This is a genomic window from Sebaldella termitidis ATCC 33386 (assembly GCF_000024405.1).
In the GTDB taxonomy this organism is placed as follows: domain Bacteria; phylum Fusobacteriota; class Fusobacteriia; order Fusobacteriales; family Leptotrichiaceae; genus Sebaldella; species Sebaldella termitidis.
This window is the reverse complement of the sequence record NC_013517.1, coordinates 1103380-1120900: the sequence shown is the minus strand read 5'-3', so window position 1 is coordinate 1120900 and position 17521 is coordinate 1103380. Positions and strand designations below refer to the sequence as shown.

Sequence of the window (17521 nt, the reverse complement as noted above, 5' to 3'; positions counted from 1 at the left end):
CTTAAGAATTTTTATTTAAAAGGAATTCCTTTTATAAGTCTTGCAGCATTACTTCCGTATATTCTCAGCTTCTCTTTCTCTAACCCGTCCAGACTCAGAATAAATAACGGTTTGTCTATCCTAAGCTTTGAAAAATGGATAACTGCCTCTTCTTTATCCACGGCTATCCCCACTGATAATCTGGAAGCCTGTGAAATTTCAAATGCTTTTTCTTTTATATTATAAAAATTTTCCTCTGTTATTTCATACGGAATTCCTTCTTCTTCAATCCCGTATGTTATTTCTTTTATATATTCGGAATTTCTGTCTAAAACAGATATTTTTATTGCCGGTATATCTGCTCTCATTTATTTCACCCTGCCCTTATTCGCAATATCGAGTATCAGACCTGTGGCTACTGCATTTCTCGGCCCTTCGGTTTCTCTTATATTCCCTCTTCCTGCTACTATGGAATACTTTGCCAGCCTGTCAGTTACCAGCTCGGGTATTTCAAAATCAAGTGCAGAACCTCCCACCATTATCACAAAAGGTATATCTCTTATGTTTCCTGTAGGACTCACGAATTCTAAAGCTCTGATTGCATTTTTCACAAATACCCTCTCTTTGGCGCTTCTTCTTACGGCCTTTATTTTCTCAAGAGAATGTTCTCCCGGCACAGGAAGCATTTCGTCTTCTTTTAGAACCACAACTCTTGCAAAAACTTCCGGCTTCAGTGCTTCTTTAAAAAACTGTACCGTACCGTCTTCGTGTCTTATATGGAAAAGGCTTTCCGCCTTTGCAAGGGGATAAATCTTTATATCCTCTGCAAGTCCGGTATCTGCAAGTCCCAGTTCAGAATTAATAAGCATGGTTACCATATTTCCTGCTCCTGCAAGATGCACAGAAAAAATTCTTCCCTGTCTGTCGATAATAGATGCATCTGTAGAACCTGCCCCCATATCCACAATGGCAAGGGGACTGTCTGTTCCCGGAGTAGTAAGAGCTCCCATTATGGCCATATTAGCTTCTACTCCGCCTATTTCTACTTTTACTCCCAGCTCTTTTTCCAGCTCCTCAGCTATAATCTGCATCTGCAGTCTGTCTGATTTTACCATTGAAGCTATTCCCACAGCATTTTCCATGGAGAATTCATTGGCAAGTCCTCCTTTTATATTCACCGGAACAAAGGTGTCCACTGCCAGAAGATCCTGAATATAGATATCAGAGGGAAGTTTCTTAGTAAGAGAGGCCATAGTCTGCCGTACTTTTTCCAGCATTCCGCCCACATTCGTTCCGGGCTCGCCTCTTACATCGGTAACACACTGAACACTCTCCACCCCTGTCATTATCCTCTCTGCTCCTTCTTCTATTCCTGCCTTTACAGTCTTATTTTCCCCGATTATTTCTATTGACCCGGCCGGAATAACTCTTTCCTTTACATCACCCTTCGGGGTTTTTATTACTACAGCTGATCTGTTCCCCATAAGTGCTCTGGATACAGGGACTATTTTTTTCGTTTCTTCCGGGGTCAGACCGAAAACTGTTGCTATACCGTAAGGGTTCGAAAGATTTTCTATTACCTTCCCCTGTTCTGCCACTTCCACGGCACATTTCATGCCCAGAGGTATTTTATCTATCATAGACACTTCATCTATAATCGGTATATTAAAATCCAGCCTGTTGCTGACAAGTACTGCATCATCTTTCTGCATAATAGCAGCACAGATTTTTATTCCGTTTTTTGCTGCTCTATTAAGAGTCTTTGCTACTTCTTCGAAATCATTTTCTTTTGTCACTATCACTACCAAATCTTCATTGGCATTCTGTTTCAATATATCCTCAAACATAACCGTGATTCCCGAGCTCAGCCCTATTCCTCCTGGAGTTTTGGGATTATGTCCTATCATTGTGGATTCTGTAATGATAGTCTCCGTGATAGTTTCCATAGCAACATCTCCTATTACGGGGGCAGCTTCATTTATCCTTATCAGACTGAGATCCTTGTATGTAAGTCCTGATTTCTGAAGTACTTTTTGCAGAGCTCCGAATATTCCGTGTTTATTTTGCAGGGTTCCTTTTATACCAGTGGTTAATACAAAAGCACTTGATAAAAACTTTACGGCATTATCTTCCGAGATTTCTGCCAAAGCTACTTCTGTAGTTGAATTTCCCACATCTATCCCTGCTATATACTTCATAATGCCTCCTAAATAATTTTAGCTTGATAATTTTTTACCGTGTAATACTTATATCTGTTTTTCAAAAGCCTCTACAGCAATATGTTCTGTGTATAAATCAAAATAACTGCTAATCATCGCTTCTTAATTTTTTTCTCTTTTCATAAACCTCTGCGGCTTCTCTTACCAATGCTGCATTTATCAATGCCCCATATTTATTCTCAAGCTCGTCTGCTATCTGTAAAAGCTCGGCTTTAGTAGATCTAAACGGTCTTAATGAATTATATATCTGTAATATTCTGTCATCCGGTATCGTAGTCAGCTCGGCTGCTCTTCTAAAATTCCTTGCTATGGAAGATCTTCCTGCATCTTCTGCTACCTGTGCCTGAAGCTCCAGCGTATCAGCTGTTATATTCAGATCTTCTATAGTTATTTTACCGTTCATGACATTTTCCAGCGTTATATCATCAAGTGTTTTATTTGTAGGTGTTCTTACCAGATCCGGTCTTCTGGAACCAAGCGGATAAGATGAGACTCCTATTTTCCCGCTGCTGTCTTTTTTACCGCTGTCATGCTTTTCTATATTATTAAGTATTTCCTTTACCATATTTTTTATCATTACTTCATCCATAAACTATCCTCCATCAAGAAAATATAGCTTCTAATTCCACAGGTTTAGAAAGCGGAATAACATGCTCTGTTTCTTTTATATGTAATATTGCAGCTAAGGCCTGATATTTTGGTCTTACCATCTGGTCATTCCGCACAGGAACCGGATTAGGCGTTTCACCTTTGGCATATTTAGCAGCATTTTTTCCTATTGCCCTGTATGTTTCCAGATCCAAAAGAGGACACTGAGGAAAAAGCTCAAGATTACTTAAAGGCATAAGGTCAGCCTGATGTATTACCGCTGTCCCTTTTGACTGTATTCCTATTCCTATTTTAGAACCGCTCAGCTTCGCAGCATCATGTGCTATAAAGCAAACATCAGATGTACGTGTAACTCTTATTATTCTGAATTTTAACCCTTCTTCTTCTATTCCTGCAATTATCTCTCTTAATACCTTATAAAGCGGAACATGCATAATAGTTTCCGTCTGTGATTCCCCAAATGCAGGGGCTATTCCTATAACTACTTCGTCTGATCTTGTTCCCTGTTTTGCCTGTCCGTTCTCATTCAGCTTTAATCTGTTATCACTGCTTCCCTGTCCGAAACTGATTTTCCCGTCAGAAGTGCATCCGCAGTTTCCTTTTTCATTCTGAATTTCCTTTATTACGCCGGCAATTATATCTTTTAACTGTTTCTCATCAATATTCATACATTTCCTCCTTCATGGACTATATTGAATCAGGTTTTATTGCATTTGGAATATCTTTTATCTCATTCCAACGCTCTTCGCTTATTCTGTACCCGGTTCCCGGTCCGGAATAGTCGTTCAGATCATTCACGGCACTTATTACTTCAAAATCCTTGTTTATAATTGCCGATGTATGAAGATAATCCCCGGAAACTCTCTGTTTCAGCATATTCAGCACATTTTGTGCTACATCCAGATATCCATTTTTATGAAGAGCTTTTACTACATCCACTCCGGTTATACCTCTTGTCAGCATTTCTCCTGCTGCTTTCAGATCTTCCACCACATTTCTGTCAGGCATATCCTTGCTTCCATGTGCATAGGTAGCTGCTGTTACCTCTTCATCAGTAATTTCCGGAAGACCCAGTTCTCTGAATACAGCCTGAAGTACTCTTGCAGCCTTATTTCTGATTGCCACAATTTCGTCTTCCACTACAGGACGAAGACCCCCGTCTACTTTCAGATCTCTTTGTATAATATTATAATCATCAAAATCCTCAGCATCAAAATTTGACCCGGCAAACATATTATCATAATTAGGGGTCGCACTGTATCCCGAAAAGATAAAATCTGTCCCCGGAACCATCTGCATAAGCATTCTCGCAGTTCTTCTTATATCCGAATGCGAGAAAGTCTGGTCATTCCCGGAAGCTACTTCCAGATCAAGCATTGTTGTTATAAGGTTTTCCGCAAGCACGGCACGTATTCCCGAAGGTACTGCCCCGGGTATCCCGATACAGCTTATGGAACCGTTCTGCAGTCCCTGTACCCCTGCACCTTTTGTTATATATATACATCTTGCCTCAAGATAAAGCATTGACTTTCCTTCGGCATATCCCATCTGAACCTCTGAACCTGTCCCGGAAGTAAATCTCATTTTTAATCCTCTTGACGCATACGCAGATGCCAGAAACGACTTCGACCACGGAGTGTCGTCACCGTCTGTAAAGACATCTTCTGTTCCGTAAACAGAAATTGTCTCTGCATATGAAGTAAGTCCTCTCATTCCCAGAAGAAGTTCCGTTGCTTCTTCAAGGGCACACTGTGTGAGAATTCCTCCTCTTCCCACCTGAGAACCTATAAGCAGTCCAAGAGCATTAAAAGGAGCGTATCTTGCTATTCCCACTGTAGTTTCTTCCTCGGCAAATCCTCTTACTGCTGCTTCTGCTGCTTCTGCAGCAATCTGAACGGGATTATCCTTTACACTGGTAACATGACACTGATTTGCCGGTGTTTTTCTGGCACGCATTTTTTGAAGCGCCATCATCATTTCCAGTACATTCATATGTCCCAAAACTTCTACTATTTTCCCCGGAGTCATGGCAGTAGTTATCTCTATCAGCTTAGTACGGGGCACATTAGGATCACAAAGCATGTTTGCCAGCTTCTGTGAATCCATTTTCATTACTTCCTCTGCTTTTTCTATATTAATCGAATATTTTGCTATAAACATATCTATCGAATCAAAATCTTCTTTCCTTTTACCGTCCAGCTCTACTATTTCGCCATTTTGCACCTTTACTCCGGGCTTGGGATCATTTGGTCCGTTCATAGCGATAAATCCTACCTCCGGCCATTCAGCAACGAATCCATCCTGATTTACCGGTCTGTTTCTTAGGACTTCAAATCTTTTTGACTTCATAATCTATATTCCTCCTCGTCATTCCTAATGTCAAAATATTTATATCTGTTCCTGACTATCATTTCCGTTTATGATCAGACACATCAGATATACGGCTTTGTATCGCTTACAGGCTCTGCTCCGAGCTGTGCCAAAAGCTTTAACCCGATCTCTCTTGCTGATATTATCGCCTGCTTTACAGCTCCGGAATCTCCGCTGATACTTAGAATTACCTCGTTACTGTAGCTTGTCCCGTGACCAGGCGAAGAGTATCCCACTACATCTACTGTGGCAGCTTTGACAGCATTATCCGCCATTACTACACCTATAGCAGCAGGGCTTCCTACTGTTATTCCAAATGCCTTTCCTACTGGTGCACCGAATGCCTTTGCCACTGCATGGCTTGCTCTTGCTGTATACTGAAATTCCAGATGTCCTGCTTCATTTCCGTATACATCTCCAAAGGTACGTTCCAGTTCCCCAAGACACACTTCCACAGCCCTTCTTACATCAGATACATCATCTGCCCCGAAAATAATCAGGTTCCCGTGTCCGCCTCCTCCTTTGGTATCTCTCGGCAATTCTATGCTCACTATTTCGGCATTCGTTGCCTTTACTGCTTCGTCTGCAGCAAAAATATGAGGTCCGGCTCCTGTTCTTGCCCCTACTATCCCGATTGAACGGTATTTAGTTTCGACATTCATGGCTTTCCTTACCTCATCATCTACATTAGCTATTACCAATCCTATGGTATCGCCTCTGGCAACACCTACAAATTCGGTTACTCCTATTCCTGCCATTATTCCACCTCTCTATATTATTATTTATTAAATAACAACTAAAAATTACAGTGTTTCTAATGTGGTACAAGATTACTAATTTTCTTATTTACATAGTAAAAAATTTCTAAATACGATATGTTTTGATATTACTTGAAATTGAATTGAAAATTGTTAAACAAATTATAAAAAATGTTTTATTACTTAGTTTTAGTTTACCATAATTTATGATTTTGTCAATATATTTTGTTAATCTTAATTAGTGAAAAATTTATTTTAAAAACCATTCTTTTGCACAAAGTTGCAGCGCTTATTTCGTACAATTGCATTTATTTATAGCCTGTTTTTCTTTATTTGTCAAATTATTTTTTCCCCGGTCTGCTTCTGTTATTGTGTTTACTGATACTAAACAGAAAATAACTGGACAAAAAACAACCAATATATTAGACTGATATAGTAATGCAGTACCGGACTGAATGCAGATCAGTATTAATTTTAATTTTGGGAGGCTGTCTTGGAATATATAACTTTTACTTTTGAAAATGAAACTTACTGGCTGGAATTAGATGAGGAAAAATATGCTTTAAGACAAATTATTCTGTCAGAAGACGGTTTTGCCGCTATTTCCTGCAGGGATGACTGTCTTGCGGAAGGAATGATTCTTACAGATGAAATTGATGAAAATATTTTACCCATAGATAATGATGAATTTGAAAAAATATGGAATATATACTCTTTTCCATATTTAAATGTCTGGAATGAGGAAAAGAAAAAATACCCTGTAGGAAGTCAAGTAAAAGGATTTATCAAATATTTTTATCCGCAGGGCATTATAATGGAGATTGACAAAATACAGGGAATTTCTGATTATGATACATGCAGAAAAAACAGCAGTCCTAAAAATCTCTATCCCGGACATAAAATTCTTGGAACTGTCTTTGGTTATGACGAAAAAAATATGCGGCTGATTATTTCAGACAGTATTGCTTTTGAATAGCTGCTGATTTTTTTATAACCCCGGAATTTTAGAACTTAAAAAAGAGCTTCCTGCAGAAATCTCAGAAAAGCTCTTTTTATTTATTCAAAATTCTGTTTACTAATTCCTCTATATTCTCAAAGCAATTAATATAGCTGATTTTCGGTCTTTCCAGAACCAAAATTTCTGTGTCTGTTTCAATACATGCTTCTATTTTCTCTGCTTCCCCGCCTGTTTCACCGCTCTCCTTGGTTATCAAAGCTTTTATTTTATAATCCTCCAGAATAACTTTATTAAGGTTCTTACTGAAAGGCCCCTGCACAGCTATTATTTTCCCCGGAAGAAAGCCCAGACTTTCGGCTTTTTCTACTGAAGAAACTATAGGCAGTATTCTTATATAGAGATTATTTTCCTCACTGATAGACTTTATTTCTGGAAGATTATTACTGCCGAGAGTACTTAATATGTTTTCATTTTTATAAGCTGTTTTTATGTATCTTACTATTTCATCCAGCGAAGAAAATCTTTTCGCTCCTTTATAATCCAGCATTTTTCTCTCAAATCTGAAATATGAAGCTCCAGTATCTTCTGCTGCTTTCATTACATTTCTGCTCACATTTGCAGCATACGGATGGCTTGCATCTACTATAACATCTATATTTTTTTCAGCTATAAGCTTTTTCATATCCTCATACTCCAGCTTCTTAACAGTCACTTCAATTCTGCTGTCATTAAAAAGCTTACCTCCGTATTCCGTAGCAGTACTTGCCAAAAGCCTGTCAGTCCCCTTTAGAAGAAGCTTATCAGCAATGACTCTTGCATCTTTAGTACCCGCCACCAGCCAGATCATTTTTTTTCCTCTCTGAGCCATTCTGCTATGTCTTTTGCATAATATGTAATTATAATACCTGCCCCTGCCCTCTTCATAGCATATATCTTTTCCATTACCACGCCTTTTTCATCTATCCAGCCGTTTTGTGCCGCTGCCTTTACCATTGAATACTCACCGCTCACGCTGTATGCCACTATAGGTACATTACATTCTCTTTTTATTTTTGCGATTAAATCAAGGTATGCCAGAGCAGGCTTTACTATTATCATATCTGCTCCCTGCTTTATATCCTCGCAGGCTTCGCTTAACACGTCAAATTCTGCCCTGTAATCCATCTGATAGGATTTTCTGTCACCAAATTTCGGCGCTGAATCTGCTGCATCTCTGAACGGTCCGTAAAAAGCCGATGAAAACTTTACTGCATAAGACATTACAGGTATATTTTCAAAACCGTTTTTATCCAGCTCTTCTCTTATTTTCTCTATTCTTCCGTCCATCATATCCGAAGGAGCTATGATATCCGCACCTGCCTTAGCATGAGAAACTGCTGTTTTCCCCAGAAGCTCCAGTGTTACATCATTTAATACATAACCATTTTCGTCCAGTATTCCGCAATGCCCGTGATCTGTATACTCACAGTTGCATACATCTGTTATTACAAGAAAATCAGGATATTCTTTTTTTATATACCTTACAGCCTCCTGTACTATTCCATGCTCATTATATGCTTCGCTTGCAGTATTATCCTTATGCTTTGGAATTCCGAAAAGGAGAAGCGTCTTTATTCCCAAAGACTGTACCTCGTCAAGCTCCTCTTTCAGCCTGTCCACAGAATATCTGTATATACCGGGCATAGAAGGAATCTCACTTTTTATATCAGTTCCTTCTTCTATAAACAGCGGATATACAAGGTCATCCGCATCCAGATACACATCTCTTACCAGATTTCTCATATTTTTATTTACTCTGAGCCTTCTGTGTCTTTTAAACATATTTGTTCACCCTCTTAAATTAGTATCATGTCTTATTACTGCTTAATATTTTCTCTGCCGGTCGGGAATTCTGAACCATATTTCTTCCGCAGTACTGCAATACCCTAAAGCTCGTATTTTCCATAAGATCTTTTTCGTTCAGCTCATTTATGTCTTTATTATCAATATAATTAAAGAAAAGCTTCAGGATCGTCCCGTGTGATACTACCAGCACATTTCCATTTCTTACGGACTTTTCTATTTTTTTTACTCCCGAGACAAATCTTCTCAGTGCATGCTCCAGACTTTCAGCATTTATCTCCTTGCTGTTATAATTTTTTATATCATTAAAATAAAATTCTGCCTGTACAGGGTATTTTCTGTAAATTTCCTTGATTTCCATTCCCTGCCAGTCTCCGAAATTTTTTTCATTAAATTCTTTCATGCGCTTTATTCTGTGTCTGCCGTTACTTAATATCAAAGCTGTTTCATATGCTCTTCCCAGCTCACTGCTGTAGACTTCGTCAAATTTTATCTGTCCGAGATTTTCCGCAAGCTTTTGTATATCTTCTATTCCATTGAGTGTCAGAGGCGAATCCAGCTCACCCTGAATTTTCTCCTCTTTGTTCCAAAGAGTTTCACCATGTCTCACAAAGTATATGTTCAGCTGTTCGTCTTTACACATCAGGATATAACCTCACATCTTTTGTAATTTTGCAGGCCGCTTCCACAAACGGAAACATCAGTACCGCACCGCTGCCTTCCCCGAGCTTCATATTCATGAGAAATACAGGCTCGAGATCCATTTCTTTCATCAGCCACTTCATTCCCGGTTCTTCGCTCAAATGAGAAGGAATCATATAATCTCTTGAATTTTCTGCGAGCTTATAAGCGAGAAGAGCCGATACCCCCGATATCAATCCGTCTATTACTACCGGAATCCTGTTTTTGGCACAGCCCAGAAATGCTCCGGTCATAGCTGCAATATCCAGCCCGCCCACCTTTGCCAGTACATCAAGAGGATCTGTTTTATCAGGATCATTTATTTTTATTGATTCTTTTACTACATTTTTTTTATGCTCCAGTGTCTGATCATTTATTCCGCTTCCTCTTCCGACTATTTCCTCAAGAGGTATATCTGTAAGTACATTTAATACCGCACTGCTTGTAGTTGTATTCCCTATGCCCATTTCACCAAGTGCAAAAAGATTATACCCTTTTTCTGCCAGCTCATCAACTATTTCTATACCTGTTTCTATGGCCTTTACTGCTTCTTCCCTTGTCATTGCGCTTTCGCGTCTTATATTCCTTGTACCGTTCTTCATAATTTTTCTGTTAATTATTCCAAAAAAATCTTTTTCGGAATCAATTCCCAAGTCTACTACCTTTACATCAGCCCCGAACGAAACTGCCAGAGAATTAACAGAAGAATTACCGCTCAGCATTGCTTCTACCACATACTGGGTTATTACTCTCTTGGAAGCACTTACTTTTTCAGCCTCCACACCGTTATCAGCGGCCATAACCAAGACTATTTTTTTATCCGGAGTGTAATTCTCCTTTATTCCTTCCAGCTGTATTGCCAGATCCTCCATTTTTCCCAGACCTCTCGGGGTTTTTAGCAGGGAATTCAGTTCTTTTTCTTTGCTGTTCATACTTTCCCTGTTGATTTTCTCTATACCCTCTATGGTTTTCTTTAATATCTCCATATATGCCTCCTGTTTTTTCCGGCTTATTTCTGTATTAACAAAGATGTAAATCAGAAAGTCGTAAATTTATAATTTTTCAGAGGCGGGGGGACGTTGGTAATACAGTATTTTTACGTACAGTTTCTGACATCAATACAACTAGAGTCCTTATCCTCATTATATCTTAACCGGATAAAAAATAATAAAACTGTTCTTCGTAAAATATATTACCAACGCTCCCCGACCTCTGTCTTTCCATAGTTACAATCTGATTAAATATTTACTGTCTGTTTCTTTATATAAAAAATTACTTCTGTTACTGACTGGATACATATAAAACATACTAACGGCCTGAATTCTGATTTATTGCAATAAAGCTTTTTTCCACTCCCGCAATAAGTTTTTCAAAATCCTCATTATTATGTGCCCATGAAATAAAATGTGCCTCATATTTTGAAGGAGGAACTATTATTCCGTCTTCAAGCATAGAAGAAAAATAAGTATTATATGCCTTATCATCTGTAGCCATTGCATCTTCAAGGTTTTCTACCTTTTTATCAGAGAAAAATATCGTATAAAGACTTCCAATATGATTTACAGTGGCTTTTATATTATATTTTTCTATAAGCTCTTCTATTCTTAACACAAGCTCCTTTGTTCTTTTTTCCAGAGTATTATAAATCTCCCTGTTTTCTTTCAGTATATTTATAGTTTCAAGCCCTGCACTTACAGAAACAGGATTTCCTGACAAAGTTCCCGCATGATACACATTTCCTACAGGAGCCACCATATCCATTATCTCTTTTTTCCCGCCGAATGCCCCCACCGGGAAGCCTCCGCCTATGATTTTACCCAGTACAGTCAGATCAGGAGTAATATTAAATAATTCCTGTGCTCCTCCCAGCGATACTCTGAAACCGCTTATTACCTCATCAAAAATCAAAACTATATTTTTTTCCGTACATTTTTCTCTTAATAACTTCAGAAAACCTTCTTCCGGTATTATCAGTCCCATATTAGCCGGTACCGGCTCAAGAATAATACAAGCGGCCTCTTCTTCTGAATCCAGTATTTCAATAAGCTTTTCACTGTTACCGAAAGGAAGTGTTATAGTATCTTTCATAACACCCTCTGTTATCCCATTGCTGTCCTGATGACCAAAAGTCAGTAGCCCCGAGCCTGCTTTTACCATTAGAGAATCCGAATGTCCGTGATAGCAGCCCTCGAATTTTATTATCTTATTTTTCTGGGTATATGCCCTGGCAAGACGCACTGCTGCCATTGCTGCTTCTGTCCCTGACGTAGTCAGTCTTACTTTATCTATTGACGGATAACATTCTTTTATAAGTTCGGCAAGCTCCACTTCTTTTTCCGTAGGCAGACCAAAGGATGTCCCTTCATCAAGACTCTTTTTTACAGCTTCAAGCACTCTTTCATTATTATGTCCCAGAAGCATTGGTCCCCATGATCCGATACAGTCAGTGTATTCATTGCCGTCCACATCATAAAGCCTGCTTCCTTTAGCTGTTTCTATAAATATGGGGTATTGTCTGTCCACAGATTTGAAGGCTCTCACAGGACTGTTTACTCCTCCCGGTATTGACTTCTGAGATCTTTCAAATATTTCACCCGATTTTTTTATATTCATCTAATCCTCCCTGATAGTGATTTTATTACAGCACTGCGATTATTCTTATCAATTTTTAAAAGATATTTCAAATTTTCCGATCATCTCCAAAAGTCCTTCAGCTGTATAGCTTTTGGCTTCTATATCCACATTTACACCGTATTTTCTGATAGTATCGCTTGTAACAGGTCCTATTGAAGCTATTACTTTTCCTTCAAGAAGCTTTTTATCAGACTTTATGCTTTCCATAAACGCTTCAAATGTTGAAGAACTCAGGAAAGTAAGAATATCACTTTTATTTATATAATCCTCCACTTCTGTTTTATCCCTTATGATCTTTTCCGTATTATATACTTTTAATGCCTGAAAAGTTCTGCTGTGCTTTTCGGAATAAGCCGATTCATCAAAAGGTGAAATATCCGAGGTTACCACAAGTATCCTGTCATTTTCTCCCGTAAATTCCACTGCTATTTCAGCAAGTTTTTCTATTTTATACTCTTTTGGAAAAAAATCCGGTATAATCTTGTTTTTCTCGATCTCTTCAAGAGTTTTTATTCCTACTGCACCGATTTTTATATCTCCTAAAACCCTCAGATCTTTTATCCCGGCGAATAATCCCCTTACAGCATTTGCACTGTTAAACAGCACTGCTTTATAATCCTTAAAATCAGGCAGTTCAAAATCATTATACCTTATATTTATAAAGGGCAGCTCCAAAGCACTCCCGCCTGCTTCATTTATTTTTTCGGAAAGTGAGTGCACCTGTTCCTGATTTCTTGTTACCAAAACAGTTTTCCCGAAAAATTCCTTTTCCTCAAACCATTTCATTTTTTCCCTCAGCTTCACTACTTCACCTATTATAATAACAGCAGGTGATTCTACGTTTCGCTCAATACATATTTTTTCTATGTCCTGCAGTGTTCCCTGTGTTACTCTCTGTTTCGCAGTAGAGCCTTTTTCTATCACAGCGGCAGGTGTACCTTTATCCTTACCGTATTTTATAAGTTCCTGTGATATTCGTCCCAGATTCTTTACACCCATAAGAAATATAAGTGTGCCTTCGAGTCTTGCTGCTGCTTCAAGATTCGGCCAGCTGCCGTCTTTCTGCGTATGTCCTGTGAATATATGAAAAGACGTATTAATCCCTCTGTGGCTCACGGGAATTCCCGCATATTCAGGGACAGCTACCGCCGAAGTAATACCCGGAATAAGCTCGAATTCAATCCCTTCATTTACAAGCTCCAGTATCTCCTCTCCGCCTCTTCCGAAGACAAAAGGATCGCCGCCTTTCAGCCTTACGGTATTTTTTCCTTCTTTAGCCTTTTTCACAAGAATCCTGTTTATCTCTTCCTGTATAAGCCCGCCCTCTGTATTCTCCTTGCCAAAATAAACAAGCTCGGCATTTTTCCCTGCATAATTCAGAACCGCACTTCCTACCAGTCTGTCATACACAATACAGTCAGCATTTTCCAAAGCTTTTTTCAGCTTTACTGTTATCAGCCCAGGATCTCCACATCCTGCTCCTGCTATATATACCTTCCCATTACTCATTTATCTGCCTCCTGATTATTTCCGCCAGTTTTTGTGCTGCTTCCTTAGGTTTTTCTATACTTCCCCCTGCTTCTCCAAAATACATTTTTTCACCGGAGCAAAACATGCCCTTTAAGAATATTTCCTCTTCCTTTATCACTGCAAAACAACCCATCGGAGTATGACATCCCCCGTCAAATATTCTGGAGAATTCTCTTTCTGCCTCACAGATTATACGTGTTTCCCTGTCATCTATCTCCTTTAGTATTTCCAATATTTCCATATTATTTTCCCTGCACTGTACGCATAAAATGCCCTGCGCAGGTGCGGGCGGCATTTTTTCAGGATCTATATATTCACTTATTCTGCTTTCAAGTCCTGTTCTTATAAGCCCTGCAGCCGCAAGTATAATTCCGTCATATTCACCTGAATCCAGCTTTCCCAGTCTTGTATGAATATTTCCTCTTATGGGCTTTATCTCCATTTCAGGATACAGCTCTGTTACTGCAGACTTTCTTCTGAGACTGCTTGTACCTATTACCGAACCGGACGGCATTTCTGAAAAAACAGTATTATTCTTTGATACAAGCACGTCCCTGTTATCCTCCCTTATGGGAAAACAGGCATTTATAAGTCCTTCAGGCGATATCTGCGGCATATCCTTCATCGAATGAACAGCAAAGTCTATCGTTCCCTCAAGAAGCTCTCTCTCTATCTCTTTTACGAACATACTTTTCAGAGAAGAATCTCCTCCCCAGTTTGTAGTTTGATCCCTGTCTCCGCTCGTCACTATTTTTTTTATTTCTACTGTAAGACCGGGAATTTTTTCAATAAGCATTTTCTTTACGGTTTCTGCCTGAGCCACTGCTAGAACACTTCCCCTTGTCCCCATTACTATTTTTCTCATTATACTGCCTTCTTCCTGTATTTTCAAAAATATTAATTTCTCTGGTATCTGCTCATAAGTTTTTTTCCGAGCTTTTCCATCTGTTCCTCGATTATATAGTAATATTCGTCGGCTATATTATTTCTTCTGTCTATATTTTTATTATACTCATCCCATATGTCTTCAAGATGATATAAGGTCACATTATTATATTTTTTCAGTTCGGTATCAATATCTCTCGGTACTGCAAGATCAAGAAAAAATCTTTCTTTCCCGTCGGCAAGTATTTCTTTCATGAAGCTTTCCTTGAGTACCAGATGCGGTGCTGATGTAGCACTAATAATAATATCGCTGTTTTTTACCACTTTATATTTTTCATCAAATTCTGCTGTCATAACTCCGCAAAACAGCTTCTGTACTTCTATTGACTTCTTTCTGCTTCTGTTTGTCATGGTTATTTTGTCATTATTTATCTTGTGAAGTATGGCAAGTATTTCCTGGCTTAGTTCTCCTACCCCGATTATAAAGATATTTTTATCTTCAAGATTGGAAAATTTTGATTTTATAAATTTCACCGCTATAGAATCCAGAGAAAGATTTTTTCTGCTTATTCCGCTTACGCTTCTAAATTTTTTTCCGGTTTCTACTGCTTTATTAAAAATAATATTCAGCAGTGCAGAAGTTTTATTATTTTCCATATATTCAAGATATGTTTTTTTTATCTGTGATAATATCTGATCCTCGCCTTTTATAACAGAATCCAGACCGCAGATAACCGTAAGAAGATACTTTACCGCATCTTTCCCTCTGTAAATCCTCGTATTTGAAGCATTCATTCTCTCCAGAAACATATCAATATCAAAGTTTTCTCCTGTTTCCAGATAAAGCTCCACACGCAGACATGTCTCCAGAGCAGTATATCCTTTTATTTCTTTTCTCTGAAAATACTCTTCCATTATATTTTTATAGCCGGTTCTGACGAACTCTTCCCGTTCCTCAAGATTCAGGCTTTTATAGCTGAAACTTATAATATAAAAATTTTCTGCTTTCATGTTATTCATTCTCATTATCTCCATTAATAACTTCATTTAATTTTTTTATTACTATATTATTATTTTCCCTGTCTTTTACTGCAAGCCTGATGAATGTCTCATCCAGATAGGTAAAATTTGATGCATCTCTTACAAGTATCCCTTTTTTCAGCATCTCCGCCCTTACAAATGCAGCATTTTTCTTATACATTTTCAATAAAATAAAATTAGTTTCTGTTTTATATACTTTTATATTTTTTATTTTACCAAGCTCATTAAACATATATCTTTTTTCTTCTTTTATCCAGCCTTCAGTTTTTTCTATATAATCTGTATCTGAAAACAATGTTTTCCCCGCAAGCTCCGCAAAAGCATTTACACTCCACGGCTCTTTCAGACTGTCAAATATCTCTTTCAGACTGCTGTCAAAAAACAAAGCATACCCGAGACGAAGACCCGGCAGTGCAAAAAACTTAGTTAATGCCCTTATTATAAAAAGATTTTTTTTATTGGCATTTTCCCCGGCAGGACTGCTTTTTATTCCGCCCTCTGCGAATTCTATAAATGCCTCGTCTACAAAAAGTCTTGTATCATATTTATCACATTCAGATAATAATTCCAGTATTTTCTCTTTGGAAAGAAATTTTCCCGTGGGATTATTCGGATTGCAGAGAACCACCAGATCATAGCCTTTTTTTAATTCAGCCTTTAGTTTTTTCATATCAGGAATGAAGTCATCTGCTTCTTCAAGATGAAAATACACTGTTTCACATTGCGGGGCAGCTGATTTTATACCTCTTTCATATTCTGCAAAGGTTGGTGATAAAATAAGTGCTTTTTTTGGCTTAACAGCTTTCATATATAAAAATATAAGCTCTGTTGCCCCGTTTCCTGCCAAAACATTATCTATTTCAGTACCGTTATATTCAGCAATGGTTTTTCTCAAATCATAATAATCAGGATCGGGATATTTTTCCAGAATCTCCATATTTTCCGATATTGCTTTTTTCAAACTTTCAGGCAGTCCGAAAGGATTAATATTTGAGCTGTAATCCAGTATTTTATCCATGTCCTTTTCTCTGAAAATCTTATATATATTTCCGCCGTGCAGATCCATTTGCTTCTCCTTTTTTAATAATCTAAAATATTTTCAAAACAGCTGCATATACTGCCGAGCATATGATCAAGCCCAGAAAACTGGTCATATACAGTATTTTTATATTCTTTTTTATATCCTCAGTCTGAAATTCCCTTTTTTTATCTCCAATTGTCGGTTTATCGTATTCCCTTCCAAAATAGGACGTTTTCCCGCCGAATTGTATGCCCAGAGCTCCTGCTGCTGCTGCTTCAGGATGTGCAGAATTGGGACTCGCATGATTTTTTCTGTCTCTGAAAAATATTTTCCATGCATTTTTATAATCATATCTCAGAAAGAAGCATGACAGCGGAATAAGCAGACCTCCTGTAATTCTTGCCGGGATAAAATTAGCTGCATCATCGAGCTTTGCAGAAAAATAACCAAATTCAGCGTATTTATCATTTTTATACCCAAGCATGGAATCCATGGTATTTATGGCTTTATATACCATAGCCAGCGGCAGGCCGCCGATAAACATATAAATCATCGGTGCTATTACTCCATCTACAGTGTTTTCCGAAATTGTTTCCATCGTACTTCTTATTATATCATTTTTTTCAAGACTTTCCGTATCTCTTGATACCAGATATGAAAGTTCTTTTCTTGCCTTAGCAAGATTTCCTTCTTTTAATATTCTGTATACCTTTCTTCCCTCATCCCCCAGACACTTCACTGAAAATACAGTGTACATAAGATATATTTCCACAATTACGAACTTTTGCAGGAAATAGCATACAGTAAAGGTAACAGCTAAAACTGTAATATTCAGAATCATTCCAAAAAATTTTTTATTTGAAAATCCTATCAGTCTTTTTTCCAGAAAACTTATAAGCTTTCCTATTGCCTGAACAGGATGCGGAATTACATAAGGATCGCCGAATATAAGATCCAGAATATATGCAATATATATTTTCAGAATAAATACCAA

17 protein-coding genes are annotated in these 17521 nt (G+C 38.0%); 1 reads left to right on the top strand and 16 read right to left on the bottom strand.

All coding sequences use genetic code 11. From position 1 onward, the window contains the following. Positions 1 to 11: 11 nt before the first annotated feature. The 6 genes from STERM_RS05105 to pduB form a co-directional block, all read right to left on the bottom strand. Positions 12 to 347: a glycerol dehydratase reactivase beta/small subunit family protein gene (locus tag STERM_RS05105; protein ID WP_012860499.1), complete on the bottom strand. Its 336-nt coding sequence runs from the start codon at positions 345 to 347 to the stop codon at positions 12 to 14. Next, on the bottom strand, positions 348 to 2177 hold the full coding sequence (locus tag STERM_RS05100; RefSeq protein ID WP_012860498.1) for a diol dehydratase reactivase subunit alpha: 1830 nt from the start codon (positions 2175 to 2177) through the stop codon (positions 348 to 350). 109 nt (positions 2178 to 2286) lie between these two features. Beyond that, positions 2287 to 2787 (bottom strand): diol dehydratase small subunit, encoded by a 501-nt coding sequence (locus tag STERM_RS05095; protein ID WP_012860497.1) that lies wholly within the window; start codon positions 2785 to 2787, stop codon positions 2287 to 2289. Between the two features lie 13 nt (positions 2788 to 2800). Then, a complete protein-coding gene (locus STERM_RS05090; protein ID WP_012860496.1) occupies positions 2801 to 3475 on the bottom strand; it encodes a propanediol/glycerol family dehydratase medium subunit in 675 nt (224 codons plus the stop codon). A gap of 19 nt (positions 3476 to 3494) precedes the next feature. Beyond that, the gene (locus STERM_RS05085; RefSeq protein ID WP_012860495.1) at positions 3495 to 5156 is read right to left on the bottom strand and encodes a propanediol/glycerol family dehydratase large subunit; all 1662 of its coding nucleotides are present in this window, start codon (positions 5154 to 5156) and stop codon (positions 3495 to 3497) included. Positions 5157 to 5239: 83 nt separating this feature from the next. Beyond that, positions 5240 to 5935: a propanediol utilization microcompartment protein PduB gene (gene pduB, locus STERM_RS05080; protein ID WP_012860494.1), complete on the bottom strand. Its 696-nt coding sequence runs from the start codon at positions 5933 to 5935 to the stop codon at positions 5240 to 5242. A gap of 493 nt (positions 5936 to 6428) precedes the next feature. Here pduB and STERM_RS05075 point away from each other — a divergent pair, with 493 nt between their 5' ends. Beyond that, positions 6429 to 6911, top strand: coding sequence for a hypothetical protein (locus tag STERM_RS05075; protein ID WP_012860493.1), 483 nt, complete (start codon positions 6429 to 6431; stop codon positions 6909 to 6911). 76 nt (positions 6912 to 6987) lie between these two features. Here the strand turns inward: STERM_RS05075 and STERM_RS05070 are convergent, their stop codons facing one another. The 10 genes from STERM_RS05070 to cbiB all read right to left on the bottom strand — a co-directional run bounded on the left by STERM_RS05070 (position 6988) and on the right by cbiB (position 17521). Beyond that, positions 6988 to 7740 carry a cobalt-precorrin-6A reductase gene (locus STERM_RS05070; RefSeq protein ID WP_012860492.1) on the bottom strand — a complete coding sequence of 251 codons (753 nt, stop codon included), beginning with the start codon at positions 7738 to 7740 and terminating at the stop codon, positions 6988 to 6990. Next, positions 7737 to 8714, bottom strand: coding sequence for a porphobilinogen synthase (gene hemB / locus STERM_RS05065; RefSeq protein WP_012860491.1), 978 nt, complete (start codon positions 8712 to 8714; stop codon positions 7737 to 7739). The genes STERM_RS05070 and hemB overlap by 4 nt, the downstream gene beginning before the upstream one ends. Before the next feature lie 25 nt (positions 8715 to 8739). Next, positions 8740 to 9378, bottom strand: coding sequence for a histidine phosphatase family protein (locus STERM_RS05060; protein ID WP_012860490.1), 639 nt, complete (start codon positions 9376 to 9378; stop codon positions 8740 to 8742). After that, positions 9371 to 10402, bottom strand: a complete 1032-nt coding sequence (cobT, locus tag STERM_RS05055; RefSeq protein ID WP_012860489.1) for a nicotinate-nucleotide--dimethylbenzimidazole phosphoribosyltransferase — start codon at positions 10400 to 10402, stop codon at positions 9371 to 9373. The genes STERM_RS05060 and cobT overlap by 8 nt, the downstream gene beginning before the upstream one ends. Before the next feature lie 322 nt (positions 10403 to 10724). Continuing rightward, positions 10725 to 12029: a glutamate-1-semialdehyde 2,1-aminomutase gene (hemL, locus tag STERM_RS05050; RefSeq protein WP_012860488.1), complete on the bottom strand. Its 1305-nt coding sequence runs from the start codon at positions 12027 to 12029 to the stop codon at positions 10725 to 10727. Between the two features lie 48 nt (positions 12030 to 12077). Beyond that, on the bottom strand, positions 12078 to 13559 hold the full coding sequence (gene cobA / locus STERM_RS05045; RefSeq protein ID WP_012860487.1) for a uroporphyrinogen-III C-methyltransferase: 1482 nt from the start codon (positions 13557 to 13559) through the stop codon (positions 12078 to 12080). Beyond that, positions 13552 to 14445, bottom strand: a complete 894-nt coding sequence (hemC, locus tag STERM_RS05040; protein ID WP_012860486.1) for a hydroxymethylbilane synthase — start codon at positions 14443 to 14445, stop codon at positions 13552 to 13554. The genes cobA and hemC overlap by 8 nt, the downstream gene beginning before the upstream one ends. Positions 14446 to 14477: 32 nt before the next feature. After that, entirely contained in the window at positions 14478 to 15485 is a 1008-nt protein-coding gene (hemA, locus tag STERM_RS05035) for a glutamyl-tRNA reductase (protein ID WP_012860485.1), read from the bottom strand. Beyond that, positions 15478 to 16572, bottom strand: coding sequence for a threonine-phosphate decarboxylase CobD (cobD, locus tag STERM_RS05030; protein ID WP_012860484.1), 1095 nt, complete (start codon positions 16570 to 16572; stop codon positions 15478 to 15480). Before cobD ends, hemA begins: the two co-directional genes overlap by 8 nt. 22 nt (positions 16573 to 16594) lie before the next feature. Then, positions 16595 to 17521, bottom strand: a complete 927-nt coding sequence (gene cbiB / locus STERM_RS05025) for an adenosylcobinamide-phosphate synthase CbiB (RefSeq protein WP_012860483.1) — start codon at positions 17519 to 17521, stop codon at positions 16595 to 16597.